The organism is Armatimonadia bacterium (genome assembly GCA_039679385.1).
Classification (GTDB): Bacteria; Armatimonadota; Zipacnadia; order Zipacnadales; family JABUFB01; genus JAJFTQ01.
Genome location: JBDKVB010000096.1, coordinates 16,748 through 43,557 on the forward strand (window position 1 = coordinate 16,748; position 26,810 = coordinate 43,557).

At 64.7% G+C, this 26,810-nt stretch carries 18 protein-coding genes; 9 read left to right on the forward strand and 9 right to left on the reverse strand.

Going from position 1 to position 26,810, the window contains the following annotated elements:
* Window positions 1-36 precede the first annotated feature (36 nt).
* Complete coding sequence (gene uvrA / locus ABFE16_11355; protein ID MEN6345890.1) at window positions 37-2,859, reverse strand: excinuclease ABC subunit UvrA; 2,823 nt, start codon at window positions 2,857-2,859, stop codon at window positions 37-39.
* Between the two features lie 128 nt (window positions 2,860-2,987).
* Window positions 2,988-6,206 (reverse strand): S41 family peptidase, encoded by a 3,219-nt coding sequence (locus tag ABFE16_11360; protein MEN6345891.1) that lies wholly within the window; start codon window positions 6,204-6,206, stop codon window positions 2,988-2,990.
* 213 nt (window positions 6,207-6,419) lie between these two features.
* Here ABFE16_11360 and ABFE16_11365 point away from each other — a divergent pair, with 213 nt between their 5' ends.
* A complete protein-coding gene (locus ABFE16_11365) occupies window positions 6,420-7,424 on the forward strand; it encodes a Gfo/Idh/MocA family oxidoreductase (protein MEN6345892.1) in 1,005 nt (334 codons plus the stop codon).
* A 63-nt stretch (window positions 7,425-7,487) separates the two neighbouring features.
* On the opposite strand, the gene ABFE16_11370 is transcribed toward ABFE16_11365, so the two are convergent.
* Window positions 7,488-9,083, reverse strand: coding sequence for a family 10 glycosylhydrolase (locus ABFE16_11370; GenBank protein ID MEN6345893.1), 1,596 nt, complete (start codon window positions 9,081-9,083; stop codon window positions 7,488-7,490).
* 210 nt (window positions 9,084-9,293) lie between these two features.
* Between ABFE16_11370 and ABFE16_11375 the strand changes: the two genes are divergently transcribed.
* Together ABFE16_11375 and ABFE16_11380 are read left to right on the forward strand one after the other, a co-directional pair.
* On the forward strand, window positions 9,294-10,379 hold the full coding sequence (locus ABFE16_11375; GenBank protein MEN6345894.1) for an aldo/keto reductase: 1,086 nt from the start codon (window positions 9,294-9,296) through the stop codon (window positions 10,377-10,379).
* A 258-nt stretch (window positions 10,380-10,637) separates the two neighbouring features.
* Window positions 10,638-12,569, forward strand: a complete 1,932-nt coding sequence (locus ABFE16_11380; protein MEN6345895.1) for an MFS transporter — start codon at window positions 10,638-10,640, stop codon at window positions 12,567-12,569.
* A 42-nt stretch (window positions 12,570-12,611) separates the two neighbouring features.
* Here the strand turns inward: ABFE16_11380 and ABFE16_11385 are convergent, their stop codons facing one another.
* Window positions 12,612-12,965, reverse strand: coding sequence for a P1 family peptidase (locus ABFE16_11385; protein MEN6345896.1), 354 nt, complete (start codon window positions 12,963-12,965; stop codon window positions 12,612-12,614).
* A 151-nt stretch (window positions 12,966-13,116) separates the two neighbouring features.
* On the opposite strand from ABFE16_11385, the gene ABFE16_11390 reads away from it, so the two are divergent.
* The 3 genes from ABFE16_11390 to ABFE16_11400 all read left to right on the forward strand — a co-directional run bounded on the left by ABFE16_11390 (window position 13,117) and on the right by ABFE16_11400 (window position 17,382).
* Window positions 13,117-15,507: a beta-N-acetylglucosaminidase domain-containing protein gene (locus ABFE16_11390; protein MEN6345897.1), complete on the forward strand. Its 2,391-nt coding sequence runs from the start codon at window positions 13,117-13,119 to the stop codon at window positions 15,505-15,507.
* Window positions 15,504-16,364 carry a bifunctional hydroxymethylpyrimidine kinase/phosphomethylpyrimidine kinase gene (gene thiD, locus ABFE16_11395; protein ID MEN6345898.1) on the forward strand — a complete coding sequence of 287 codons (861 nt, stop codon included), beginning with the start codon at window positions 15,504-15,506 and terminating at the stop codon, window positions 16,362-16,364. The genes ABFE16_11390 and thiD overlap by 4 nt, the downstream gene beginning before the upstream one ends.
* 94 nt (window positions 16,365-16,458) lie before the next feature.
* Window positions 16,459-17,382 (forward strand): phosphatidate cytidylyltransferase, encoded by a 924-nt coding sequence (locus tag ABFE16_11400; GenBank protein MEN6345899.1) that lies wholly within the window; start codon window positions 16,459-16,461, stop codon window positions 17,380-17,382.
* Window positions 17,383-17,499: 117 nt separating this feature from the next.
* Here ABFE16_11400 and ABFE16_11405 read toward each other — a convergent pair whose 3' ends face one another.
* From ABFE16_11405 to ABFE16_11425, 5 genes are all read right to left on the reverse strand, one after another.
* Complete coding sequence (locus ABFE16_11405; GenBank protein ID MEN6345900.1) at window positions 17,500-19,482, reverse strand: DUF6785 family protein; 1,983 nt, start codon at window positions 19,480-19,482, stop codon at window positions 17,500-17,502.
* Window positions 19,483-19,615: 133 nt separating this feature from the next.
* Window positions 19,616-20,755, reverse strand: coding sequence for a tRNA guanosine(34) transglycosylase Tgt (tgt, locus tag ABFE16_11410; GenBank protein ID MEN6345901.1), 1,140 nt, complete (start codon window positions 20,753-20,755; stop codon window positions 19,616-19,618).
* Window positions 20,756-20,789: 34 nt separating this feature from the next.
* A complete protein-coding gene (gene queA, locus ABFE16_11415; GenBank protein MEN6345902.1) occupies window positions 20,790-21,836 on the reverse strand; it encodes a tRNA preQ1(34) S-adenosylmethionine ribosyltransferase-isomerase QueA in 1,047 nt (348 codons plus the stop codon).
* Window positions 21,837-21,844: 8 nt separating this feature from the next.
* On the reverse strand, window positions 21,845-22,477 hold the full coding sequence (locus ABFE16_11420; GenBank protein MEN6345903.1) for a DUF4276 family protein: 633 nt from the start codon (window positions 22,475-22,477) through the stop codon (window positions 21,845-21,847).
* Window positions 22,474-23,643, reverse strand: coding sequence for an AAA family ATPase (locus ABFE16_11425; protein ID MEN6345904.1), 1,170 nt, complete (start codon window positions 23,641-23,643; stop codon window positions 22,474-22,476). The genes ABFE16_11420 and ABFE16_11425 overlap by 4 nt, the downstream gene beginning before the upstream one ends.
* Before the next feature lie 139 nt (window positions 23,644-23,782).
* On the opposite strand from ABFE16_11425, the gene ABFE16_11430 reads away from it, so the two are divergent.
* From ABFE16_11430 to ABFE16_11440, 3 genes are all read left to right on the forward strand, one after another.
* The gene (locus ABFE16_11430) at window positions 23,783-24,286 is read left to right on the forward strand and encodes a pyridoxamine 5'-phosphate oxidase family protein (protein MEN6345905.1); all 504 of its coding nucleotides are present in this window, start codon (window positions 23,783-23,785) and stop codon (window positions 24,284-24,286) included.
* Entirely contained in the window at window positions 24,286-25,566 is a 1,281-nt protein-coding gene (locus ABFE16_11435) for a hypothetical protein (protein MEN6345906.1), read from the forward strand. The genes ABFE16_11430 and ABFE16_11435 overlap by 1 nt, the downstream gene beginning before the upstream one ends.
* 192 nt (window positions 25,567-25,758) lie before the next feature.
* On the forward strand, window positions 25,759-26,810 hold a 1,052-nt coding region (locus ABFE16_11440), incomplete at its 3' end, for a HEAT repeat domain-containing protein (GenBank protein MEN6345907.1).

Sequence of the window (26,810 nt, forward strand, 5' to 3'; positions counted from 1 at the left end):
CTGCCGGAAGGGGAAGGACAAGGCAGAGGGATTGCCTCAGCCGCCGTGGCGTCCGAGGACCTTGTGCAGGAAGTGGCCCGTGTGCGAGGCTTTGTTCTTCGCGACCTCTTCGGGCGTCCCGGCAGCCACAACCTGTCCCCCACCTCTGCCGCCTTCGGGGCCGAGGTCAATCACCCAGTCGGCTCTGCGGATCACATCGAGGTTGTGCTCGATCACCAGCACGGTGTTGCCCGCATCCACTAGCCGGTTGAGGACCTCCATCAGCTTCTCGATGTCGGCGAAGTGCAGGCCGGTGGTCGGCTCGTCGAGGATGTACAGCGTCTGCCCGGTACCGATCTTGGATAGCTCCCGCGCGAGCTTCACCCGCTGAGCTTCTCCGCCGGAGAGCGTCGTCGCCGACTGCCCCAGCGTAAGGTAGTCGAGGCCGACCTCCTTGAGGGTGCGCAGGACGCGCTCAATCTGCGGGAGGTTCTGCATCAGGTCGAGGGCTTCGGAGATGGTGAGGTTCAGCACGTCGGCGATGTTCTTGCCCTTGTAGTGAACCTGCAGCGTCTCACGGTCGTAGCGCGTGCCGCCGCACTGGTCGCAGGGGACGTACACGTCCGGCAGGAAGTGCATCTCGATCTTCACCACGCCGTCGCCCTGACAGGCTTCGCAGCGTCCGCCGCGCACATTGAAGCTGAACCGGCCCGGCTTGTAGCCCCGGACCTTCGCTTCGGGTGTCGAGGCGAAGAGCGTGCGAAGGTGGGCGAAGACTCCCGAGTAGGTGGCGGGATTCGAGCGTGGTGTGCGGCCAATCGGGCTCTGGTCGATGTTGACGATCTTGTCGATGTGCTCGACGCCGAGGATCGACTTGTGCGCCCCGACGCGCTCCGTCGAGTTGTACAGCCTCTTGCGGAGCGCCGCATACAGCACGTCGTGTACCAGCGTGCTCTTGCCCGACCCGGAGACCCCTGTCACACACACCAGGGACCCCAGCGGGATCTTGACGTTCACGTCTCTGAGGTTGTGTTCGGAGGCTCCGCGGATCTCCAGGCACCGACCGTTGCCGGGCCGACGAACCTCGGGCAAGGGCATCTCCAGCTCGCCGGTGAGGTAGCGGCCGGTGATGGACTTGCGGCTGGCCTTCATCCCCGCCACATCGCCCGCGTAGATGACCTCACCACCACGAACTCCGGCACCCGGTCCGAACTCCACCACGTAGTCGGCGGCCTCGATCGTCATGGGATCGTGCTCAACGACCAGCACCGTGTTGCCCAGATCGCGCAGGTCGATCACCATCTGCAACAGCCGGTCGTGATCGCGCAGATGCAGACCGATGCTGGGCTCGTCGAGGATGTACAGCACACCGGCGAGGCCGGAGCCCATCTGCGTGGCAAGGCGGATCCGCTGGGCCTCGCCGCCGGAGAGACTCGGGGCCGCACGGTCGAGGGTCAGGTAGCCGACGCCGACCTGCTTCATGAAGCTGAGCCGCGCTCGCACCTCGTGGAGCAACTCGGCGGCAATCACACCGCCGGTGTTGCCCAGGTCCAACTGCTCGAAAAACTCGAGTGCGCTCTCGACATCGAGAGCCGTTACCTCGGCCAGGTTGCGCCCGTCGATGAGCACCGACAGCGCCTCCTGACGCAGTCGAGTGCCATGACACTCGGGGCAGGTCACCTGGGCGTAGAAGCGGCTGTAGAAATCGCGACCGGCCTTCGAGCGTGTCTCCTTGCGCCTGCGTTCGCTGGCCGGGATGAGCCCCTCGAAGGCCTTCGTGTAGCTGTACTCGTGGCCCCCGCGGGTGACGTAGGAGAAGTCGATCTTGTCCTCACCGGAGCCGTAGAGAACCACCTGGCGTGCCTGCTCGGAGAGCTCGCGCCAGGGCGTCTTGAGGTCGAAGCCGTAGTGCTTGGCCAGCCCACGCAGCAGGTGCTCGACGTGCGGCGTTCGGGCGTGGCCGAGAATCTCCAGCGCGCCGTTCAGTAGTGACTGGTTGGGATCGGCAACGAACAGCTCAGGGGCGATGTCCTCGCGCGTCCCCAGGCCGCCGCAGCTCGGGCACATTCCCATCGGGCTGTTGAAGGAGAACATTCCCGGGGTCATCGGCGGGAAGGTGATGCCGCAGGTCGGGCAGGCGAAGCGGGTCGAGAAGATCATGTCCTCGCCGCCCAGGACGTTGATGATCGTGGTATCGTCGCCCTCGGACAGCGCCAACTCGACGGAATCGGCCAGACGCGAGTGCACGTTGGCATCGACGACCAGGCGGTCAATGACGATCTCCAGCTCGTGTCCGTCGCCCTTGAGGTCGACGCCCTCGGAGAGGTCGACGACTTCGCCGTCGATCCGCGCCCGAATGTATCCCGCGCGACGAGCCGCCCGCAGAGCGTCACGCTGCTTGGTCTCGGCCGACAGCGGCGCGAGAACCAGAAGGCGGGTGCCCTCGGGCAGCGCCAGCACGCGGTCGACAATCTGCTGCACGGTGTAGGCGGCGATCTCCTGCCCGCACTGGTAGCAGTGAGGTCGGCCCAGGCGAGCGTAGAGGACGCGCAGGTAGTGGTGAATCTCGGTGATGGTGGCGACGGTGGAGCGAGGGTTGCTGCTGGCCGACTTCTGGTCAATGGCAATGGCGGGAGACAGCCCGTCGATGTGGTCGACCTGCGGGCGCGCCATGACCCCCAGGACCTGCCGAGCGTGGGTCGACAGGGACTCGACATAGCGCCGCTGGCCCTCGGCGTAGATGGTGTCGAAGGCCATCGAGGACTTCCCGGAACCGCTGACGCCGCAGAACACCACAAGGGCGTCTCGGGGGAGTTCGAGACTGACGTCCTTCAGGTTGTGTTCCCGTGCACCATAGACACGGATGCTCTCGTGAGCCATTGCCGATCCCGGAGGCCCAGTGCCACCACAGGCAGAACTTCGTCAGAAGGTGTGAATCCTACCACCGCCAGGCCACCGGGTCAACGTGCCGGGGGCAAAACGGGGCCTCACGCAGGGCCCAGAGCTCCTCAGCCTCCCATGGGTCGCATCGGTTGCTTGCGGCCGCCGGTCTTCTGCAGCGTCTCCATGAGTAGACTGACCGCCTTCTCAATCTGCGGGTCCTTGCCGTCGCGGTAGTCCTCGTAGGAGAAAGGCACCTCGTAGTCCGGCTTCACGCCCAGGTTCTCCAGGTCGATGCCGTCCATCGTGTACCAGCCGACCCAGGGCACACGGAACCGGAACCCGTTGACCAGCGTGCGATCGGAGGTGCCGATGACCATGCCTGAGGTCGTCCTTCCGACCAGCGGGCCCAGGCCCTTCTGGCGGAACCCGTTCGGGAAGATCTCGGCGTCCGAGGCGGAGTGCTCGTTGATGAGCAGCGCCTTCGGCCCGTCGAACTGCGAGAAGGGTGAGGAGCGAAGAGGCGTGTTGCGAGCCGCGTTCCAGGCGTGGACAGTCTTGGTGAGGTCCTCCAGCAGGCGGTCGTGTGTGTTGCCGCCGCCGTTGTTGCGCACGTCAAGCAGCAGTGCCTCGCAATGCTGCGCGGCACCGTTGAGCTCGCGCTCGAAGCGAGTGAAGGAGGCATCGTCCATGGAGCGGATATGCAGGTAGTAGACCTTGCCCCCGGACAGCTTGGTGGTCATCTCGCGGTTCCTGCGCAGCCAGTCCTGGTAGCGCAGCTCACCCACAGTCCCCAGGGAGATGGGCTTGGCGGAGACCTCCCGGGCACCCTCGGCTTTCGGTTCCTTGTTGACCTTGAGCTTGAGGCGCTCGCCCTCGCGGTTGCTGAGGAGCCGGCAGAAGTCCTCGTTGTTGGAGACCTCCTTGCCGTCGATACTCAGGAGGTACTCACCCGCAGCCACCCTGGCTTCGGGTAGGTCCAGCGGCCCGTTGGGAAGGACCTCGAGGACTTTGATACCCGGGCCACGGTACTTCGGGTCTGCCACGATTCCCAGACTTGCCGTGGACGGCCCGGTCGGAGCAGTGCCGCCGGAGATGCCCAGGTGCGAGCCGTCGAGCTCGCCGATCATACGTCCGATCAGGTGCTGCAGGTCGTCCCGCCCGAGGGTGCCGTCACAGAGCAGGCTGTAGCGCTTGTACTGCGCCGGCCAGTCGACACCGTGCAGGTTGGCCGAGTAGAAGCTCTCGTCGAGCATCGCCCAGGCCTGGCGGAGCGCTTCCTTCTGCACCAGCCGGTCGTCGGTGTGGATCTTCGCTTTCCAGGAGATGTCCGTCGGGTTCCCGCCGGCGATCGGGGCCTTCTTGAGCTTGCCGCCATCAAGGAAGAAGAGAGCCTTGCCGTCCTCCTGTAGCCGCAGGGCACCCAGGTCGAAGCTGCCCGTTACCAGACGCCGCTGGTTCTTGCCGTCCGGGTCCATCGCCCAGATCTCGCGCCCCTTGATGTAGAGGAGAGTCTTGCCATCGGGCGTGACGATCAGGCTGCTCTCGTTATCCGGGGTATTCGTCAGGCACTTGGCGCGCTCATAGATCTCGGTGAAGTCGATCTCGAAGGGGTCGATGGTCGTGTACTTCCAGGGCTTCTCCTCAGTCTTCTCAGCAGCCGGTTTCTCCTCCGTCTTGGACTTGTTCTCCTCGGTGGCAGCAGCGGCCGGCTTCTCGGTCTTCTTCTCCTTCTCCTTTTCCTTCTTCTCTTTCTCCTTGTCGGCCAGTTGCTGCTCGTAGTCCTCGAACTTGGCGGGCTCACGCTGGAGCTCCACCGAGTAGATCTCCGTGTTCCCCTCTCGACTGGAGGCGAAGTAGATGCGCTTGCCGTCGGGCGACCACCAGGGCGTCCAGCTTCCCTTCGGTTCGCGGGTGATGTTTACCCACTCGCCACCGGCCAGAGGCTTGACGAACAGGTCGGTGCCGGAACGCGGGTCATCGATCTGGGCCAGGACCCAGCGACCGTCCGGAGAGATGCGCACTTCCTGGATATTGGGGTCGCTGAGGAACCGGGTGACCTCGCCGGTCTGCGGATCAGCCGCGAAGATGCCGTCGCCACCGGCGTTATGACGGAACAGGAGCTTCTTGCCATCCGGCGTGTACCCGATCAGGTCGAGGTAGAACTTGTCGTCATGCACGAGCCTTCGCTTCTGCCGGGTAGCGCCGTCAACTACCCAGATCGACTCCGCCGGCTCCTGTTGGGTGGTGTAGGCGAGCTGCTTGCCGTCGGGTGACCAGAAGTAGTCGCCCTCGAAGCCCTGCCAGTCGGTGAGGCGGATCGAATCGTTCTTGAGGTCGGGCTTCACGAAGAGGATGTCGTCGCGGACGCGGACCGCCACCAGCGACCCGTCGCGGTTGACCTCCATCTCCTGGATGCCGTCGGTCAGCGTGGTATCGGTCTCGAAGGTCTGGCGGTAGTCAACCGGGGCGTGCAGGGCGATCCTCAGGGGAGTGCCGCCGGTAGTGGGCATGCGCCAGAGGTCGAAGTTCCACTCGAACGCCAGCCACTTGCCGTCGCGGGAGATCTGCAGGAAGTTGACGGCGTCGGTGTCGAAGGAGGTGAGCCGGCGCACCCGGCTATCGGCCAGGTTCATCTCGAAGACGTTCGGTCGGCAGTTGCGCTCACTGACGAAGAAGACACGCTTGCCATCCGCACTCATCACGGGCCAGTTGTCCATCCCCGGATTGTCGGTGAGCAGTTTCAGCGTGTCCTGACGCGTGTCGTACATCGCAAGCTCGGCATTGGCCGATCCCGTGTAGCCCTTGCGCCACCACGTGATACCGTCGCGAATTCCCAACACATAGCGGCCGTCGGGGCTGTAGCTGTTGGCCGACACCGAGCACACGTCGCGCAGCACCGGATGCACGTAGCCGGTCTTCAGCTCGATCTCATAGGGTGCCAAGCGGTCGTGGTCGCGGGCGGAGCTGAACAAGAGCTTCGTACCGTCGGGCGACCAGTCGGTCAGGGTGTCGCCGCCGCTGTGGTAGGTGACGCGCTGAATCTCCCCGCCACCGGCAGGCATGACGAACAGATCGCTGTTGCCGTAGCGGTCCGATACGAAGGCCAGTTGCTTTCCGTCCGGCGAGAAGCGCGGTCGCGAGTCATAGGCGTCGCTGAGAGTGAGCCGCCGTGCGTCGCCGGTGGCAACGTCGGCAACCCAGATGTCGCCCTGGTAAGAGAAGGCGATGCGGGAGCCGTCGGGACTGAGACCGGGGTAATGACAATCGCGGATGACAGGGGCTTGCTGGGCTGGAAGGCTGGAACCGAGCAACACGCAGACGACCACGCCAAGGCCCGCAAACATGACGCTCACCTGAGGGGGAAAGAATCGCCCTGGGCCGTCCAGGGGGGGCGTAAAGTGGCAATTCGGCGTCTACGCCCCGACACCTGCACCGCAAGGGTGTGCTGTGAGGGCCGCAGGCGATCCTGGGCTCAACCTCGAATCCCCGAAGGGCATTGCGGGAGGGCTGTCGAAGTGACCGCCCCACAGACGATACCATGAAGGGAGTTATCCCCTATGCCCAAGACAGTAAAGGTTGCCTTCATCGGCAGTGGCGGTATGGCCAAGTCCCACGTTCCCGGCCTGAAGGAAATGCAGGACGTTGAACTCGTCGGCTTCTGCGACGTTGCCCTGGAGCGCGCGCAGGCCATGGCAGACGAGCACGGTGGTCAGGCCTTCGCGGACGCGGGGAAGATGCTCGATACCGTTACCCCCGACTGCTGCTACGTGCTGCTCCCGCCCTTCGCCCACGGTGCGGCTGAGATGGCCTGCGTCGAGCGCGATATCCCCTTCTTCGTGGAGAAGCCCATCAACCGCGACTACAACCAGGCGGCCGGGATTGCTGAGGCCGTCGAGGACAAGGGCCTGCTCACCTCAGCCGGCTACATGAACCGCTACCGCAAGGCGATCCAGGCGGCGAAGAAGAGCCTGGAGCAGGACCCGGCCATCTACGTCTCCGGCGGCTGGATCGGCGGCAAGCCGAACCCGAGTCCCGAGCGGCCCATCAGCATGTGGTGGGTTCAGAAGGCCAAGAGCGGCGGTCAGTTCGTCGAGCAGGTCACCCACACCGTCGACGTCGTCCGCTTCCTCTGCGGCGAGGCGACTCATGTGAGCGCCTTCGCGGCCGAGGGCTTCAACCAGAACATCCCGGGCTATGACATCGACGACGCCCTGGCCGTGACCATCCACTTCGCCAACGGCGGCGTGGCTAATCTGCACTCCTGCTGCGGATGCAATGCCCACGGTGGCGTGACGCTCGACGTCTTCGCCGGCAACGTCGCCTACGAGTTCCGCGGCTGGGCTCACGACTGCAAGGTCTACAAGGAGCATAAGGTCGCGGAGGAGATCAAGGGCGAGCCCGACATCTTCGTCATCGAGGACGAGGCCTTCATGGAGGCCGTGCGGACGGGCGATCCGGCGCCGGTTCAGTGCACCTACGCAGACGCCCTTAAGACGCTGGAGATCACCCTGGCTGCAAATGCCTCCGCGGAGCAGGGCAAGATCGTCAAGTTGTCGGGGTAGCGAGCCCCGCCTCCCTGGAAAGGCCCGGGCACCCGCCCGGGCCTTTCTCTTTGCGGACACACCTCAGCGGTACTGCACGTGCAGTTCGACCTTCTCCAGGGCGATATCGCGGACCACATAGGCGATACGGTCTGCGATCCAGACGTCCACGCGGTTCCATCCACGCCGACACAGGGACGCCGGCAGCAGGAAGTCCAGCCGGAGCAGTTGCTGGCGGGGATCGACGGCGTACTGCCCTCTGCCGCCAGAGGCGGGCTGAGGTGCCGGTGAGAAGATCTGCGGGTCCTTCCAGCCATGGTCGCAGACCTCCACCGGAAGCTCCATTCCGTTGAGCGAGGCAGCGATCCTGTCACCCTCTCTTGCCCCGAAGAGGACGAGGCGAAGCTTGAGGCCCGCAACCTGGTCCGCGTCACTGCGGAGGGGATCGCCCAAGTACAGAGGGACCTGTGCTGCCGTGCCGTCGTTGCGCAAAGGCAGCGGTAGCAGGGCCTCGTCATTGCGGTTGAAGAAGCCCTCCGCCCAGGGATAGCCGCCCCGTCGCTCAACGGCGAACACCTTGTCCTTGCGCGCGATCGTGTCGGGGCTACCCACCTCGCAGTAGGCCTGCCCGTGAGAAGCGGGCCCCGGCTCGTTGAACATTGCCCGCTGCCAGCCCTTCGCGATCAGCTCCTCGCACTCTTGGGCCGGAGCGTTGGTCCAGTTGAAGGTCGCTACGCTGTCGGCTCCCTGTGCCCACCAGTTGGCGAACACTCCCCGCAGGAACTCAACCGGCGGAAAGCGGTAACCATCGGTCGCATGGTGGTCGTCGAAGCAGGGCTGGAGCTTGAGGTTGTGTCCGGCAACCACTTCGGCGAAGTCCGCCAGGTCGACCGTCATGGACCGCGAGCCCAGTGTGAGGATATCCACCAGGTCCTCGTGCACCCACTGAGCGATGTCGAAGCCGTCGGCATGGCAGCCGGCGAGAGTCTGCGGGATACGGGCCGCCAGCAGATAAGGGCGTCCACGGCTCGCCGCGACCTCCTCCAGCATCGAACGGACCATGCGGAGAAACTCGGTGACTTGGTCGCGCAATTCCCACTGTCGGCCGACAGGCAGACACGGTACGTGCCGGGCGAAGTCGAGCTGGAAGCCCTCGAGGTCGTAGGTTTCGGCAACCTCACGAAGGATGGCGACCTGGAACTCGCGGACCTGGGGCACCGCGTAGTTCCACATGCCCTGCCACCACCAGGTCTTGAGAACCCAGTCCGGATGAGCTTCCTTGAGGGGATTGCGGCGGTCGAGCATGAGCGTGCAGCCGGGGTCGAGGCTCTCGGTCGGGCTGAGATCTACCTCGCTCACGCGGTGATTCCAGAAGGCCTCCAGGCCCCGCTGATGGGTCTGGGTCACCAACCCCGCGATCCAGTCAATCCCCTGATCCCACCACAAGCGCAGCCCGGGATGCTCGAAGCGCTCGAGCACCTGGCTGGGGTACGGCGCCCAGCTTCCGAAGCCCACGTCCCAGAAGATGCTGTCAACCTGGCTGCCGGGCTGGTCGAAGTAGCGGAAGCGGAAGTCGAGCCACTCGCCGAAATCCGCCCCGAGTTGCCCGTGAGCATCGTACTGCACGACGATGCGACGACGACGATTCACGGCATCGTGGTGCGCCTGACTCAGCTGCACCCAAGGTCTCCCCTTTCGACGCCGACAGACAGGTGATCAGTCGACCACAGCACCGCAGTCCTTCAGCGGCGGCAGGGATCATCCCTCCCCGGTGCACTCCAGTTGCCGCCAAGGGGATCGCGACTGAGGTGGCGAAAGTTGACAGGCCCTCGTATGATGAGGACCTTGCACCAGGGGTGCACATCGACCCCTGCGACCGGAGGACTAACCATGCAGTACCGCCGTCTGGGAAAGACTGACTTGGAGGTTTCCATCGTAGGCTTCGGCGCCATCAAGCTGCCGAAGGTCGACCAGGAGGAGGCAACCGCTGCGCTCAACCGGGCGCTGGACCTGGGCGTCAACTTCGTCGACACCGCTCGGGCCTACCGCGACAGCGAGGAGAAGATCGGCATCGCCCTGGAGAGCCGCCGGGACGAGTACTACCTCGCGACCAAGACCGTGCAGCGTCAGGCCGGGGAAGCACGCGCCGAACTGGAGACGAGCCTGCGCAATCTACGCACAGATCACGTGGACCTGTGGCAACTCCACAGCGTCAGCACCTGGGAGCAATGGGAGCAGATCAACGCGCCCGGCGGAGCCGTCGAGGTCGGAGCGGCTGCCCTCACAGAGGGCAAGATCCGGCACTTCGGGATCACCATCCACCGCGACTGGCGCGTCATGCAGGCCGCCATCGAGTCCGGTCTCTTCGAGACCCTCATGGTCGCCTACTCGCCGCTGGATTCCGAGGGCGTGCACGAGGTTGTTCTGCCGCTGGCCCAGGAGCACGACCTGGGCGTCATCATCATGAAGGCGCTGTCGGGCGGCCAGCTTGCTCTGCCTGCCGAGGCGAAGGTGGCGGGACTTGGCGGAGCCGACGCCGTCGTGGCGGGGTCACTGCGCTTCGTCCTGGGAAACCCGGCCGTCAGCGTTGTCATCCCCGGTATCACCTGCGTGCGGGAGATCGAGGAGGATGCGGCTCTCGGCGAGGACTACAACCCGCTCTCGGCCGACGAACTCCAGGAGCTGCGCCGTCTCATCGGCGGCCTGGGTCAGGAGTACCGCTACAAGCAGGCCTGCCTGCGCTGTGAGTACTGCCTTCCCTGCCCGCAGGGCCTTGTCATTCCGGAGATCTTCCGCGCCGTCCACATGAAGACGCAGTACCCGGAGGAGCTCAGACACATGGGCGACGAGCTCTGGGAGAGTCTCGAGGTCTACCCGGACGCCTGCGTGGAGTGCGGAACCTGCATGAAGAAGTGCCCCGCCGGGCTGAACATCCCGGAGAAGCTACAGGCCGCCGCGGCTGTGTTCGAGCGGTAGAGTTGGCGCTCTGAAGGATGCGCTGCCGGCACTTTGCTGTCCGCTTGCCTCCGGCTCTCAGTCGGAGGCATACCACAACGCCACCTCACTCCCTGCCTTCGGCATCCTCTCCACGCGTGGAAAGCAACTGTGTTGCTCGTCAAGCCGTCTCGGGCACGGGGTGGTGGCAAGGTGCTGCTTGCGCCATGATCGCGTTGAGCATGGTTAGCAGCCTGAGCACGGCTTTGTCTTTGGAGACGGCAGAAAGAAAGCGTGACTATGGCCAGACCACAACTATGGACAAGAGACTTCGTGCTCGTTTCCCTCGTCAATTTCCTGGTTGCTCTGAACTTCTACTTACTGATGATAGTTGTCTCCGGGTATGCAATGGAGCGATTCGGCGCCTCACCAAGTGAGGCGGGCCTTTCCGCCAGCATCTTCATCATCGGCGGACTCGCGGCACGTCTTCTGTGCGGGAAGTGGATCGGGCGCGTTGGCTACAAGAGGGCGCTCTACGTAGGGGTCATCCTGAATCTGCTCATGACGGTGTCGTACTTTGGAGCCAATAGTTTCGTCCTCCTGCTCGCGGTCCGCTTGCTCCATGGCGCGGCCTTTGGGATTACCACGACGACAACGGCGACGATTGTTGGCAGTATCGTTCCGAAGGAAAGAAGCGGCGAAGGGATTGGCTATTATGGTTTGAGCCAGATCTTGGCAACCGCCGTCGGTCCCTTCCTGGGCATATTCATCAGTCAGCGTGGCAGTTTCGGCATGATCTTCGCCGCCTGCGCAGTTGCCTCGGCAATCAGCCTTGTGGTCACGCCCTTGCTATCCATAGCTGGCACGCAGTTGACACGAGAGCAGTTGGCGGAGATGAAGGGGTTCAAGCTGAGCAATCTTGTTGAGGCCAGAGTCATCCCGATCTCAACCGTCGCCATGCTGATTTTCCTGTGCTATTCCAGCGTCGTCTCTTTCCTGACCGTGTATGCCAAGCAAATCCGTCTGGTAGATGCAGCCAGCTTCTTCTTTCTGGTGTATGCGGTGGTGATCCTGATTTCGAGGCCGTTCGTTGGCCGCCTGTTTGACGTGAAGGGCGAGAACTCGATCATGTACTCAGCGATCGCAGCCTTTGCTGTTGGCATGGTTCTGTTCAGCCAGGCCCATCATGGGTACACACTGCTGATGGCCGGAGGTCTGATCGGTCTTGGCTTTGGGGCCATACAGTCCAGCACTCAGGCCATTTCTGTCAAAATGACGCCGCGGCATCGCATGGGGCTGGCGAACTCAACCTATTACACGCTGTCAGACGTGGGAATGGGAGTTGGCCCCTTGATGGTCGGGTTTGTGGTCCCCTTCGCTGGTTACCGGGGCATGTATATGGTTGTGGCAGGTGTGGCGGCGGCGTGCCTGTTGCTGTACTACGTGCTGCATGGGAGGAAGGAGCCGGCATCCCTGGTGGGCATGGAAGGCGAAGCTGGCTACCCCCTCAGTGGCCGGCAACCTCCAGAGCCGTGTGTACTGACGATCAGTCGACAACTCGGGAGTGGCGGTGCTCTCATCGGACGCGAGCTTGCCCGCCGGCTCGGCATCTCTTGCTTTGACCGTGAGATACTCCACCGCGCCGCCCTGCAACTCGATGCCTCCGAGGACTTACTCGAGGACCAGGACGAGAGGATCAGGACAGTATGGGAGTCGGTGCTCCAGTCTCTCGCGGCAGGAAACCCTGAGAGCCTGTATTTTCCTCCGCCTCTGAACATCCCGACGGACGGCGCACTGCGTCAGGTCGAGGCGGCAGTCATCGCGCACATCGCCCGGACGCAAAGCGCGATCGTCGTGGGCCGAGGTGGCATCCACACTCTACAGACGCATCCCAGACATATCAGTGTCTTTCTCCATGCGCCCACTGGCTTCCGGCAGCACCGTGTGCAGGAGTTGTACCATGTGTCTGCCCGCGAAGCCCAGGAGAGGCTTGAGTGCAGCGATCGTGACCGGGCTCGGTACCACGCCTCGCTCTCGGGCCGGGACTGGGGGGATGCCAGACAGTACGACCTGTGCCTGGATGTGGCCTCATTGGGGGTCGCGGTAGCTGTTGAGATGCTGCTCCGATGCTGGCACAGCCGTTTCGGCACCGACTGCGAGGGGAATGAGGAGAGGGCTAGCGCGAACTCGCTGCTTCCCGCTCTTGGCGAACGCCCTCAGCGAACAGCCTAGCCCCGCACTCATGTGGGGCAGCGCTTCCTTTTCAGTGATCAGTCAAAGTCCTGATGCGCCCTCATTCCCAGCGCGCTTGGACTCTTGCGGGGGGGGGAGATTCTGCCTGCACAGCACCTCCAGCAGCGTCCCTACCGGAATCGCCAGACGCTCGACTCCATCGCGCCCCACCATCGTCTCCACCCGGAGGAGGGAGTTGAGGATGGCCTCCTCGGTGGTCTCGATGGTCGCGCGGAAGAGGCCGGAGAGACCTGTCTCGGCCACGAGGCCGCTACCCGTAGTGCGCTGCTCACCCCGCGCCGAGAGGCGGTTGCCGGTGGAGAAGGCGATGACGAAGTCCCCGCTGGCGTGGTCGGCGCTGCCACCGGCGATGGCAAGGATGACGGGCTTTCGCATGGTCCCACCTCGGCACGACAGGCCAGTCTCTCGGATGCGGGTCTCGACCACGGTGGTTCGGCCCCGGACAGGAATACCCTTCTCCCGGGTCGAATAGCGTACTCGTGCGGCGGACAGAGGTGAACACCTTCTCACACCCAAGAGGCTCCCTATGCGAACTGTCGACTTGCTGGTTCTCTGTCTCGTGATGGGCGTTGTCTCCCTCCTTTCTGCCGAGCCGGTCGTCCAACCCTTCACCCGCTACTACACCGGCAAGATTCTCCCGACGCCACAAGCGGTCACCTACACTGAGGACCTGTGGCCGGTCGCCGACTGCAAAACGAAGACCGCGACCGCTTGCTTGCTTCTGTCGGCCAAGGCCTCGGAGGCGGAGAAGCTGGCAGCGGCGGAGATCGCCGCCCGCGTCAGCTACCTGTCCGGTGGCGTGACCGTGCCGATTGCCGTCGAGAACCAGCGCCCGAAGGCCGAGGTCTACCTTTGCCTTGGCGTCGTGGAGACCAGCCAGTTCCTCCAGCGACACCTGCGTATGTGTCGCGTCGAGCCGGTCACGCAGACGGAGGGCTACAGCATCTCTTTCTATGAGCACCACCGGGGCCTGCGGGGTGTGTTCCTCGCCGGTCACGATCAGGCGGGCGCCTACTTCGCCGCCCAGAGTCTCGTCCAGCTTCTGGAGCGCGTCGGTGACAAGGTCGTGCTTCACGGCGCCCAGGTCCGCGACTGGCCGACCTACAAGCTGCGGTCCTTCAAGACCGGCGGAGACTGCAAGGCCGAGTCCGGCTCGCGACAGATGGGCCTGTGGGCACCCTTCGCCAAGTTCAACTGCTACAACCTCTGCTACAGCACCCTGGGCCAGGACAAGTGGGTCGACCCGTCGCCCGAGTACCGCGAGCATGTGCGGATTCTGACCGAGCACCTGCGCTCCCGGGGCCTGGATTGCATGCCCTTCGTGAACCCCTACTATCTGTGGAAGGAACACATTGAGGTCTCCGACGAGGGCGACCTGCAGAAGCTCTTCGAGGCCTGCAAGATCGGTCTCGACGCCGGTGGCAAGCGAGTCATGCTGTGCCTGGACGACTTCGCCAGCGAGGGCGACAGCACGGGACCGAAGCTGTACCACGTGCGTAGCGAGAAGGACCGGGCACGCTGGGGCGATGATCTCGCGGCGGTCAACATCGCGATGATCAACGACCTGTGGGGCCGCCTGCACAAGGCCTATCCCGACTGCCAACTCTACGTGGTCTTGCCCTACTACTGGGACCCCTCCGGCCACTACCGCGAAGGCGGCGAGGAGTACCTCAAGGAGGCCTCCGCGGGGATTGCGCCGGAGGTCCGCATCGTGTGGACAGGGCCCAGGGTTCGCTCGGCACAGATCACTGCCGCCGACGTGGACCACTACCAGGGCCTCCTCAACGGACGCAAGGCGATGCTGTGGGATAACACCCTCTACATGCACCACACGCCGCCGCACTACTTCCTGGACACCTTCCACACCAAGTACGCGGACAAGTTCTGGGAGCTCACCAGCGGCGAGGTGCACCTGAACGCGGGCAGTGGCGAAATCTACAAGTGCGGGCTGCTGGCAGCCGCCGACTACCTGTGGAACCCGGCCGCCTATGATCCCGAGACGTCGCTGCGAACCGCCATGGCCATGATTGCCGGGCCGGATCAGGTCGACCGTCTGATCGCCTTCCGCGACGCCTTCTACAAGGTCTACGACGAGCTTGCCCCGCAGCTTGGGAGCCCGTCGTCTTTCCTGGCGACAGCGAGAAAGATGACGAGCCAACCCTTCGATGCCGCGGAGGTGGAGTCGCTGGCCTCCACGCTGAACGCCGAAGTGACCCTCGCCGACGAAGTCGCTGCGTCTTGTCAGAACGCCGGAGTCGTCGCCGAGGTCCGCCAGCGGGTGGCCGGTCACCAGGCATACCGTGACGCCCTGACGGCCCTCAAGGGCCTGCCGCCGATGACCGAGGAGGATGCGGCGAACCTGATCGTCAACCCGGGGGCGGAACAGGTGGCCGAGGGCAAGCCCGTCGGCTGGCAGACCTACACCGGCGCAGGTGGATGTGACCTGGTCTCGGCGGAGGGACGCAAGGGCGGTCGCTGCGGGAAGCTCGTGGCCAACAGGATGTACGAGTGGGGCGACGGCCGCACCTCGATCAACGTCGCGCTGATGCTCACCGGCAGCGACGGCTTCACGGGAGCAAACGCGCCGCAGGTCCAGCCGATGCACCGTTACTACTACTCCTTCTGGCTCAAGGGCACGGCACCGCGAGTGGTCATCAGCTTTGTCACCTGGTCTGATCCCAAGAGCTCCAACAGCCGAGGCTCGGGTCTTGGCAAGACGGAGGCCTTCTCCGCCCCGGGGGAGTGGAAGTTCCTCTATGGCAGCTTCGTTGTGCCCGTCGGCGCCGTCCGGGGTGCGTTGAGGATCGGTCTCGACGGCTATGCGGAGCAGGGCGGCGGTCTGGGCGAGTTGTGCGTCGATGACGTGTACCTGGGTCGCAGTCGGGCCCGGGCGCTGCAAGGAGCCGATAGTGAATGAGTACCGACCTTTCCAACTTGCCGCCCGCACAGCGGGCTGCCTCTCGTCCGGTGCCCGTGGCACTGACCATCGCCGGTTCCGACTCAGGGGGTGGCGCAGGAATCCAAGCCGACCTGAAGACCTTCACCGTGCTGGGTGTCTACGGGATGAGCGCGATCACCGCCATCACCGTGCAGAACACCGAGGAGGTTCGCTGGTCGCAGGCGCTGAGCCCGGACCTGGTGACCGCCCAGATTGACGCGGTGATGGACGACATCGGCTGTGACGCCGCCAAGACCGGGATGCTTGTGGATGCGCCGATCGTCTCTGCGGTGGCCGACCGAGTTCGTCTCTATGGCATCGCCAATCTCGTAGTCGATCCGGTGATGATCGCCAAGAGCGGCGACGCCCTGCTTCAGGCGAGCGCACGCGAAGCGGTGCTGAAGGAACTGCTGCCGCTGGCCCGGGTGGTGACTCCAAACCTGCATGAGGCGGCGGCCCTCACGGGGCTGGAGGTGGAGGACCTGACAGGGATGCGGGAGGCTGCCCGGCGGATCGCACAGCACGGCCCGGAAGCGGTGATCGTCAAGGGCGGCCATCTGGACGACCGGCCGCTTGATCTTGTCTACCTGCGCGACACGGGCGAGGAAGTCCTCCTGGAGGGCCAACGGTTCGACACCAAGAACACCCATGGCACGGGCTGCACCTTCTCCGCGGCAATCGCGGCGGGGCTTGCGAGCGGTCTTGCCCTGATCGAGGCCATCAAGCGGGCCAAGGAGTTCATCTCCCTGGCCATCGAGAATGGGCTGGAGCTGGGCCACGGCCATGGTCCCACCGGCCACATCGAGGCAGGTCGGCGTCTGGGCGGTTGCTCCTAGCCCTGGACGGCAATACCACAAGACTCCTGCGCGGGTCGCATCGGACGGCCGGACGCACCTGCCGCGCACTTTGGATTCTGAGGAGGCCCTGGCGATGCTGTTGCTCAAGAAGTTCCTCCGCCGCGCGATTGTGGCGGTCATCGGCCTTGCCCTGCTCTTCGGCATCGGCTACTACGGAAACTGGCCCTTCTTCCTGGGAATCGTGCTCCTGACCATCGTCGCCTTGAGCGAGTACTACTCGGCGCTGCAGGCCAAGGATATACGCCCGAGTGTGGGACTGGGCTGGATCTGCGCCGTGCTCATGCTGTTGGTGACCGAGCGTGGCGAACTGATCGGAGCCGCCTCCGGGGCGTCCAACGTCGTCACCGGTCCGGCGGCCATGAACGCCTTGCAGTACATCCTCATCATCCTGTTCGCCTGCGTCACACTCTCGCTGATCGCCCAGTTCGGCAACCGTCCCGGTCAGTCGGCAGTGGCAAACTCGGCCGCGACCGTCTTCGGCGTGGTCTACATCGGGCTGCTGATGTCCTTCGTGCTGCGAATGCGCTACCTGGATGTTCCTACGATGGTCGGCAACGCCGAAGCAGGTGAGTTCGCCAAGCGCATGGGTGGCCTGCTGCTGGTGATGGTGCCGGTCTGGGCCTCGGACACCTTCGCCTACCTGGCCGGCGGCCTCCTCGGCAAGCACAAGCTGGCACCCCGCATCAGCCCGAACAAGACGGTGGAGGGCGGTGTGGCGGGTCTGATTGCAGCGATCCTTGGAGCCCTGGCAATGGGGGCGTGGCTTGGCCTGGGGATGGGGCACTCCCTGCTTCTGGGGCTGACGATGGGGATCCTGGGACCCCTCGGCGACCTGGGCAAGTCGGTGCTGAAGCGTGACCTGGGGATCAAGGACTTCGGCGCGGCCTTCGGCCCCCATGGCGGAGTTCTGGACCGCTTCGACGCCATCCTGTTCTGCATGCCCCTGGTCTACTGGTACCTGTGGGCGGTCTTCCTCAAGGTGCCCTCTGCGGGTTAGGCAGTCTCAGCCGGAAACGAGAAGCCGGACAGAAGGCCGCTTCGGGACATCCTCGAAGGGCTCTCCTGTCCGGCTTTTGCGTGGCTGACTACGGTCAGGGACCTGTACTGCGGCTGTCTAGGGCCACGGGAAGCTGGGCGCCTGGGTGTGGAAGATGCAGCTCACCAGGGTCCAGAACACCGCCATCGTGAACTCCCCGAAGATCAACCCCAGGAACACCGGCCGGGCCTTGCGGTAGGTGCCGATGCCGCCATAGCGCATGATCACCGTCTTGACGATCCACGCTATCAGCATCGGGAACCAGAAGACCGTCGTGGTCCAGGAGCAGGAAAGGGCATAGCCCAGCGGGTTGAGTGGCCACCACACGAAGCTGCGCCGCAGCAGCGACAGCACCAGGGTGACACCGAGCCCGACGGCGCTCCACACCGGCGCAACCCAGGTGAAGCTCTCCTGGCCGGTCATGAAGGGGTAGTTCTCGCGCCAGAAGGCCACGGAGTTCGACCGGTAGGTATACGAGTACATGGTCACGGCGCCCCGCTGGTAGGGCAGGTAGATGCTCAGCAGTCCGGACAACACCACGGAGACGACAATGGCGAGCACGAACACGCCGAGCAGCGAGCGCCGGCGCATCCCGACTTCATCGGCCATCTTCTGCCCGTCGAGGAAGCCCGTCAGGGTCAGGCCGCGCAGGTCACGAGTGAACAGGCAGTCGGTGAAGGCCAGGGAGGTCAGGCTGCGAGGCCCGATGCTCCGCTTGTGCGTGAAGAGCCCGATGACATCCAGCGGAGTGAAGGAGCCCTCCGTCATAGGCATCCCGGCCTCGGCTGTGCTCCGGGCCATGACGATGGCTTCCACAAAGATGTAGATCCCGAACTGGACGACGGAGACCCACAGTGAAGACCCGGTCGCGCCACTGAAGGCGAGGATTCCGACCAGCGCCAGACCCAGCACCGCCAGCGCCACCGGATAGGGCATCAGCTCGTCGTGGTCGCCGCGGTCGTGGCGGCGCATCGCGGAGGCAAACATCGCCTTGATCCGCGGCCAAGAGGCATAGGCCATGTACCCGACCAGCCCGAAGAAGGCGCCGACCGTCTGGTACCCCACGAACTGGGTGACTCCCACGTGAGGCATCGGCCGGACCAGCACGCCGAAGCTGGAGCCGATCAGCACCTGTACCCGCGCCAGGATGTAGAACAGCCACAGGCTCAGCAGAATCTCGGTGGGCAAGAGGTAGAAGAACCCCACGGCCGCAAAGGAGAAGAACATGGTGGTGTAGCCAAGGTCGCTCCAGGGCTTGCCCTTGAGGAATTGGTTCACCGAGAGCTGCGTCATGACTTGCGGTACCGAGGGGTAGATCTGGTGCAGGCCGTTGAGGCCGAAGATGATCATGGGGACCGCGAAACCGATCCAGACCAGCTTGTTGCGCAAAAAGTCGCGAGCATCCCCTGTGACCCCGGGGCGGTTGCTGGTGTGGCCGATCATCTCCAGCGGAAGCTGCACCAGTGGGAAGGACAAGAGCTCGTGGTCGGCCCACAGCCGCTGCAGGAAGGTGGAGAGGGCCAGGAAGGCGGCGTAGACCATGCCGACCAGACTGAGCCACGCCAGGGTCGGGACGATCCAGAGGTTCCAGGGCACCGGCGTCCCCGGCTTGAGGCCCTCATAGAACCCGACCGATACATCCTGCAGCGCCCCACCCTTCACATCCCAGGGCACCATCCACTGCTTGATGTGCGGGAAGAACACGTCCTCCCACTTGCTCGCAGGGGTAGCGTAGTAGTTCATCGCCACCTGCATCGGGATCAGGTCTTCCATGAGACCGCGCGAGGTGATCATGGCGGCCATGAGCATCATGCAGTAGACGACCACCATCTCAGGGGGGGTCAGAGGCAAGCGCGGCGAGATGCGGGCCAGCAGCTTGTTGAGGAGGGCGAAGAGGAACAGCAGTGCCACGACGACCGGAGGCAACTGCAGAAAACCAATCATGATCGTGCCGGTGACCAGTTCGGCCCAGGCGACGATGAAGACGGTGGCGGCAATCGCGAGTAGGCCGGCGATTATCGCCCGAGGGGTGACGGCGCGAGAGAAAGTGCTTCGCCTCAAGTCATGTCTCCCGAATCGCGTTGGTGGGGCCGCAGATCGTGCCCCACCTGTAGTCTGTTGGTTACCTCGTCTTGGGGTCTGTCGGATCCTGGGCCGAGCGGCAGGCCAAGACGCTCCAGCCGCCCCGCGGGGATCAGTTTGCGGCCTCCTGCGTGGTCTCGCTGTTGCGGTCGCGCTCCGTCCAGGCCTGGACCTCGCACCGCAACTGCTCCAGTGTTCCCTGCTCGACGGCTTCGCGAATCCGGGCGATGAGCCGCATATAGAAGCGTATGTTATGCAGGCTCAGCAGCCGCCAGGCGGAGGCCTCACCGATTCTGAACAGGTGATGCAGGTACGCCCGACTGTAGCGCCGACAGGCCGGGCAATCGCAACCCTCTTCCAGCGGCGCCGGGTCGTCACGGTGTCGAGCGTTCTTGATCTTGACCGTCCCGGCCCAGGTCAGGAGGCTGCCGTGTCGGGCCATCCGTGTGGGCAGGACGCAGTCGAACATGTCAATCCCGCGGACTACGCACTCCACCAGGTCCGAGGGCGTGCCGACGCCCATCACATACCGCGGTCGATCTGCAGGCAGGAGGGGCTCGCAGAGCTCCACCGCGTGCAGCATCTCCTCCTTGCTCTCCCCCACCGAGAGGCCGCCCAGGGCATAGCCGTCGAAACCGATCTCGACGGTTCCCCGAGCGCTGCGCTCCCGCAGGTCTGGGAACACACTGCCCTGCACAATCCCGAACAGGGCCTGGTCGGGGTTGGCATGGGCATCCCGGCTCCGCTGGGCCCAGCGCAGGGTCCGCTCCACGGACTCCTCGGCATACTCGTGGGTGACCGGGAAGGAGGTGCACTCATCGAAGGCCATGGCGATATCGCTGCCAAGGTTGTTCTGGATCGAGAGCGACTTCTCGGCCGTCAGCAGCAGCCGACTGCCGTCGAGATGAGAGCGGAAGTGGACGCCCTCCTCGGTGATGTCCTTCGGCTCGGCCAGCGAGAAGACCTGGAAGCCGCCACTGTCGGTGAGGATCCCGCCCGACCAATCCATCATCCGGTGCAGCCCGCCGAGACCACGGAGTAGCTCATCCCCCGGACGATGCCACAGGTGATAGGCGTTCGCGCACAGGATCTGCACGCCCACGTTCTCAAGGTCGGCTGTGTCGCAGGCCCGCACCAGCCCCAGGCTCGCGCAGGGCATGAAGGCCGGCGTCTCCACGGTCGCATGGGCGAGCGTCAGCAAGCCTCGTCGTGCCTTCGTCTTCGGGTCGCGATAGGTGAGGTCAAACTGCATGGCGCTTGTTCCTGTCCCTCGCCAGTCCCAGAACTCAGCGGTCACTGGGCGTAATCAGCATGCAATCCCCGTAACTGAAAAAACGATAGCGTTCCTGGACCGCGTGCTCGTAGGCGGCCAGCATCCGCTCTCGCCCGGCCAGCGCCGACACGAGCATCAGCAGCGTTGAACGCGGCAGGTGGAAGTTCGTCAGCAGAACATCGACAGCCCGAAAGCGGTACCCGGGATAGATGAAGATGTCGGTCAGTCCCGCGCCGGGCTGGACCTTGCCTTGTTCGTCGGCACGGCTCTCCAGGGTCCGCACAGCCGTTGTTCCAATCGCCACGAGGCGGCCGCCGCTTGCCCTCGTCGCAGCCAGGGTCTCGGCGACCTGTGGGCTGACCTCGCACCACTCGGCGTGCATCCGGTGCCCCTCGACGGTGTCCGAGGTCACTGGCTGGAAGGTCCCCAGGCCGACATGCAGCGTCACCGTCACCAGCTTGACGCCCTTCTGCCGCAGGCTCTCCAGAGTCGCCTCGTCAAAGTGCAGCCCGGCCGTGGGAGCCGCCACTGCCCCCGGGTGAGTGGCGTAGATGGTCTGGTAGCGCACGCGGTCTTCACTGCGTGGCTGGGGACGCTTGATGTAGGGCGGCAGCGGGGTCTGCCCGAAGCGGTCGAGAGCTTCCTCCAGGCTCCCCGAGTGGAGGAGACGCACCCTCCGCCGTCCACCCTCGAGCCTGTCCTCAATCCGCACCTGCAACTGCCCGTCGCCAACCTCAACCTCGCTCCCGGGGCGCAGCTTCGCACCGGGCCTGACGAGAGCCTCCCACAGATCGGTCTCGACCTCCCGCAGGAGTAGGACCTCGGCCTGCCCGCCACCAGCGCGCCGTCCGAGCAGCCGTGCGGGAATCACCCTGGTGTCGTTGAAAACCACGCAGTCGCCGGGACGCAGGAACTGCGGCAAGTCGCGGAACTGCCGGTCCTGGAGCTCCAGCGGGCCCTCACGGGGCACCACGAGCATCCGGGCACCGGCACGTTCCTCAGGCGGCTCCTGGGCGATGAGCTCAGGAGGCAGCTTGTAGTCGAACAGGGAGACATCCATCGAGATACTCAGCGTTCTGAAGAGGGCGAGATCGGAGTAACGCCCGTGGAGCCATCACGTACAGCCTGGAGCAGGCACCCCATCGCACTCAGCAATCTGCGGAAAGAGCGGCAGTTCTCTTCCGCGAGTGACAGATTGAGCTCTGCAGACAGCCGCGCCTGGTCGATCGTCTCTTTGTAGGCACGCCCGGGCCCCATCATCTCGGTGAGAAGACCCTTGGGGTTGCGTACCCCCTCAACGTCCGCAGGCACCTTGACACGATCCGCACGGGGGAGCCGATCCTTCATCTCGGAAGCGCTAGCCAGCAACCACGCCTCGTACTCGCACCGAGCAACGACAACTGCGAGAGGGTACGGCAGGCTGCAGGCCAGCGCACGCCCCGCCAGTTCCCAAGCAAGGTCCTTCGGGCAGTCTTCATCGGCATCCAAGAGAACCAGGAGGCCCCGGCATTGCCCGCCCTTCGCGCGCGCATACCCCAGGTACTTGCCGTACTCCCCAAGGAGCTTCGTTCTTCCGTGAGCGACCAAGGGCCTGCCTACCTGGATACCAAGCGCGTCCGGGTAGTACGCCTGGATGATCCGCCGCAGCAACACAGGCACTGCAGCCGCGTCACCATCGCCCTCGACCAGCGGGACGATCAAGACTGCACCCCACCACGGTCGGTGTAGAGCCCCTCGATGCGGAGCAGATCGCCGCCCGAGAAGAGGTCCTGCTCGATCGCTGCGCGTTGGGCGCTATCGATGAGACCAATATGTGTAGACCCGTCAATCACCTCAACAGCCCGCAACTCATCGGCGCCGAAGCGCGACAGGAGGTCGGGGCTGTGAGTGGTGAGAAGCACCTGTGTACCTCGTGCCTGAGCCGCTTCGCGGACCACGTCGCTCAACACACCGAGCGCGCCCGGATGGATGTGCAGTTCCGGCTCCTCGATTGCCAGGAAGGACGGACTCGGCACTTGGTAGAGGGCCGTCAGCAGCCCCAGCATCCGGAGGGTCCCGTCCGATTCCTGCGAGGCATCAAAGGTGCACGTGCCGCCGCCCGCAAGCTCATGGTCGAAGGTCAGGAGGAGGTATCCTCCTCCGCCACCGATGCCGGCCTGCTGGACATCAATCCCCAGAAGGCCTTCTACGGCGACCGATAGGGCGGCACTGATCTCCTTGAGTACCTGAGGCTTGCGCTCTTTCAGGTCCCACAGCAGCGATGCGAGGTTCTCGCCGTGCTCCGCCAGCGGGTACTCCTGAGCGAGTTTCTGGGGCTCGCGCACCTCGTTCGGGAGAATCGAGCAGAAACTTAGCCTGGAGAGGTGCCTCCCGACGGTCCACGCCGACCCGACGAGTGGAGTTGTCAGCAGCAGAGCTGTCGACGAAATGAGCGCCTCGTCTAGGCGCACCGTGCCCTTGCCCTCGATGTGCACTACCTTCCCGTCTGACACCTCGTACTCCGCATTTCGGTCACCTCCGCCCGTCCCTTTGAAGGCCTCCCTTTTGACCCGGAACCCGCCGCCACGCTGACTGCCCAACTCGATGGTGTACTCATAGGAGACAGAGGGCGCTGGGAGCCTGCCCTCGACGGCGATCATGACGTCTCGCGGCCTGCCCTTGGACCATCGGCGCAGGGCCCCGATGCCTTTGCGCTTCATGACGGCCGCCTCGAGGCCAAGGTTGACGGCATCGGAAAGGAACCTCAGAGCGTCCACGAAGTTGCTCTTGCCCGAGCCGTTGCGACCGGCAAGCACGGTCACGGGTCCCAGGTTCACGTCGACCTCGGCGAGGCTTCGGTAGTTGCGGATCTGGACCCGCTGGATCATCTTGAGGCTCCCCGGCAGCCAATCACGCAGGTGAGGCGTCCCTCGCCGTCGAACCCGGCATGGATACCATTTTAGCCCATTTCCGCCCTTCTGAAAAGTGTGGCGGCCCCGGCCCAACCGTGGAGGAGGAAACCTCGATATGCCCGCTGAGGACAAGGCCCGAATGGAGACCATCCTGCGCCGTGAGGTCATCGGTCATCTCGCCATGACCGACGGCGACGAGCTGTACATGGTCCCTCTGAACTACACCTACCACGAGGGCCGCATCCTGTTCCACTGCTCCCTGGAGGGCCACAAGCTCGACATGATCCGCCGTAACCCGCGGGTGTGCTTCGAGGTCTGCCACCAGTATGCCGACCCCGCTGAGCACGGGCCGGAAGGCTGCGATGCACCCTTCGATAGCGTCCTGTGCTGGGGGACCGCGCGGATCATCGACGACCTCGACGAGCGCAAGGTAGTCCTGGACGCCTTCCAGGCCCGCTACCCGAAGCCCGAGGGTGGTCCGCGTGGAGGAGTGCCGATGGAGCGGGTCAAGCGCTGCGGCGCCGTCGTGATACAGGTTGAGCGCATGACCGGCCGCTACTGGGCGGGCAAGGTTCAGGAGAACTGGGAATGGGCTTCGGAGTCGGAAGGAGCCCGTTGATGTCATCGCCTTTGCTTGCCGGTGCCGCACGTCGCGTCATCACGCCGCCCGTGGGAGTCGACCTGTGCGGGTTCGGGGCACGTCCCGGTCCGTCGATCGGTGTGCGCGACGATCTCTATGCCTCTGCCCTATACCTGTCCAGGGACGACCAGCAGGTGCTGATCCTCAGCGCCGACCTCATCGGTCTGCACCGCGACGAGGTGGCGCTGGTCCGCAACCAGATTCAGGAGGCCACCGGGCTCGCCCCCGAGGCCATCATGGTGTGCACCACTCACACCCACTCCGGCCCGGCGACCCACGCGATCCAGCACCTGGGCAAGCAAGAGGAGACATACCTCTCCTGGCTGTACACCGAGCTGGCGACCGTGAGTTGCGAGGCCCGGGAGGCGGCCGTCCCGGCCTCCGTCGCCCGGGCACGAGTTCCCGTGCAGGTGGGGATCAACCGCCGCATCAGTGGCGGAGTCGTGGCGCCCTACGCCGACGTGCTGTCGGTGTGGGATAGCGCCGAGGTTCCTCGCGCCTGCCTGTTTTGCCACGCCGCCCATGCAGTCACGATGGGCGGCGCAAACCAGAGGATCAGCGGCGACTGGGCCGGCGCCGCTCAGCGCCACGTACAGGCGGGGTTTGGCCCGCAGTGTGTGCCGGTATACCTTCAGGGGTGCTGCGGCAATATCAACAGCGCCGAGCGCGGCGAGGAGTACGTGGAGATGCAGGGCCGGAAGCTGGCGACGGCAGTGCTGGCCTCACAGGCCGCAGCGCCTCGTGAGACCGAGCCACGCCTGGGCGCCTGCAGCCTTCAGACTGCCCTGCCCCTGATGGCGCCGCCCTCGGTCGAGGAAGCCGAAGGCCTGCTGGCGCAAGCACAGGAGCTTGCCGCCAGAGCCCGCGTCGACAAGAACTATGGCGCGATCATGATGTACGACGGCTGGGTACAATGGTCGCAGAATCTGGTGGGCTACGCGCGGAAGCAGGACTGGCCGAGAGAGGTGCCCTTCGAGGTCCAGGCGCTGGCACTTGGCTCGCTGGCGGTGGTTGGGCTGCCTGGTGAGATGTTCGTCGAGTACGGACTGAACCTCCAGGATGCCTCGCCCTTCGCTGCTACGGCGGTGACTGCCTACACCAACGGCATGGTCGGCTATGTGCCCACGGCGGCCGCTTATGAGGAGGGTGGCTACGAGGTGGACAACGCGATCCGCTACTACGGGACAACCATGCTGGACCGCAGCTCCGAGCAGGTGATCCTCACGACGGCCCGCAAGGCCCTTGCCGGGCTGAGCTGAGCACGAAGGGAGCACAGAGCGGCCCAGGCAAGCAGAACCCTTGCGGGGAACATGCCTCACGTTGCCTGACGTTGTATAATGCGTCACAAGCGTCCCAAGAGCTAAGGGCGTGGGTGAGTGGTCGTGCCCGTGTCGGGCCCGGTCAGGGCAGCCTCTGCAGGAAGGCCATAGGGTATGAACAGACAAACGGGTTTGAGCGCATTCATCACGCTGCTGGCGGTCGTGGCCCTCATCGGCTACGTCGTCGGCTGCAAGCCGTCGGATCAGCAGCAACCACCGCCGGCGAGCAACGCTGCGGCTGCACATGAGCACGAACATGACCGTGAGGCCGCGGCGCAGGCGGCGAAGTTCAAGGAGATCAACAGCCCGGCCGATTTCAAGACCGTAGAGGAAGCGGCTGCCGGTCTCAAGCACCCTGACCCGAAGGCGCAGACCATGGCTATCACGCGCCTGCAGGGGTACCTGGAAGATCGCGATCCCGCCAACGCCGACAAGGCTGGGAAGGCTCTCGTTGACCTGATGCGGGACCAGACCGCGGAGGAAGGCAATCGCGGAGCTGCCACCATGGCTCTGCGGTCCGCCGCCGACCGCTACTACGGTGTCCTCGAGGGTGCTCTTGGAGACAAGTCGGAGGTTGTGCGCTTCTCGGCCCTAACCGCTCTTGGTGGCGGGACGCCGGGGTCACCGGCCGAGAAGAAGCTCCTCGAGCTCACCAAGAGCGCCGATTCCGCCGTCAAGGCGACGGCCGTCGATGCTCTGACCTTCCTGCGCTCGAAGGCCGGCGGCGCTGAGATCGCCAAGCTCGTCGAGCAACTGGGCAATCCCGAGGGCGACGCTTCCGCTAAGGCTGCGATCGAGGTCAAGCTCAAGGGCGCCGTTGCCTTGCCCTACCTGGAGCGGGCCATCCGCAACAGCCCCAACCCTCGTCAGCGACACGCGGCAACTATGTGTGTCGCGTGCATCTGCGCGGGCAAGAACCCCTCTCAGCAGCGCTTCGCAGCCAGTGTGAAGGCCATCCGCAAGGGTGGGGCCCCGATTCCTGACTCCGATCTGCGCGGTCTGCCGATCCTGATCTACGCTCTCAAGGACACCGACCCGATGACCCGCGAGATCGCCGCCCAGGGCCTTGGCTATCTGGGCGATGAACGAGCCGCTGGTCCACTCGCGGCGGCTCTCAGTGACTCCGACACCCAGGTGCGACGACGCGCTGCCGCAGCCCTGGTCACCACTCCGGCGAAGACCGC

Excerpts from the sequence above, each read along its gene's own strand:
- ABFE16_11360 (MEN6345891.1), bottom strand. The coding sequence starts at position 6,206 with ATGTTTGCGGGCCTTGGCGTGGTCGTCTGCGTGTTGCTCGGTTCCAGC.
- ABFE16_11430 (MEN6345905.1), top strand. The coding sequence starts at position 23,783 with ATGCCCGCTGAGGACAAGGCCCGAATGGAGACCATCCTGCGCCGTGAG.
- ABFE16_11380 (MEN6345895.1), top strand. The coding sequence starts at position 10,638 with ATGGCCAGACCACAACTATGGACAAGAGACTTCGTGCTCGTTTCCCTC.
- uvrA (MEN6345890.1), bottom strand. The coding sequence starts at position 2,859 with ATGGCTCACGAGAGCATCCGTGTCTATGGTGCACGGGAACACAACCTG.
- queA (MEN6345902.1), bottom strand. The coding sequence starts at position 21,836 with ATGGATGTCTCCCTGTTCGACTACAAGCTGCCTCCTGAGCTCATCGCC.
- ABFE16_11390 (MEN6345897.1), top strand. The coding sequence starts at position 13,117 with ATGCGAACTGTCGACTTGCTGGTTCTCTGTCTCGTGATGGGCGTTGTC.
- ABFE16_11375 (MEN6345894.1), top strand. The coding sequence starts at position 9,294 with ATGCAGTACCGCCGTCTGGGAAAGACTGACTTGGAGGTTTCCATCGTA.
- ABFE16_11385 (MEN6345896.1), bottom strand. The coding sequence starts at position 12,965 with ATGCGAAAGCCCGTCATCCTTGCCATCGCCGGTGGCAGCGCCGACCAC.
- ABFE16_11400 (MEN6345899.1), top strand. The coding sequence starts at position 16,459 with ATGCTGTTGCTCAAGAAGTTCCTCCGCCGCGCGATTGTGGCGGTCATC.
- tgt (MEN6345901.1), bottom strand. The coding sequence starts at position 20,755 with ATGCAGTTTGACCTCACCTATCGCGACCCGAAGACGAAGGCACGACGA.
- ABFE16_11425 (MEN6345904.1), bottom strand. The coding sequence starts at position 23,643 with ATGATCCAGCGGGTCCAGATCCGCAACTACCGAAGCCTCGCCGAGGTC.
- ABFE16_11435 (MEN6345906.1), top strand. The coding sequence starts at position 24,286 with ATGTCATCGCCTTTGCTTGCCGGTGCCGCACGTCGCGTCATCACGCCG.
- thiD (MEN6345898.1), top strand. The coding sequence starts at position 15,504 with ATGAGTACCGACCTTTCCAACTTGCCGCCCGCACAGCGGGCTGCCTCT.
- ABFE16_11365 (MEN6345892.1), top strand. The coding sequence starts at position 6,420 with ATGCCCAAGACAGTAAAGGTTGCCTTCATCGGCAGTGGCGGTATGGCC.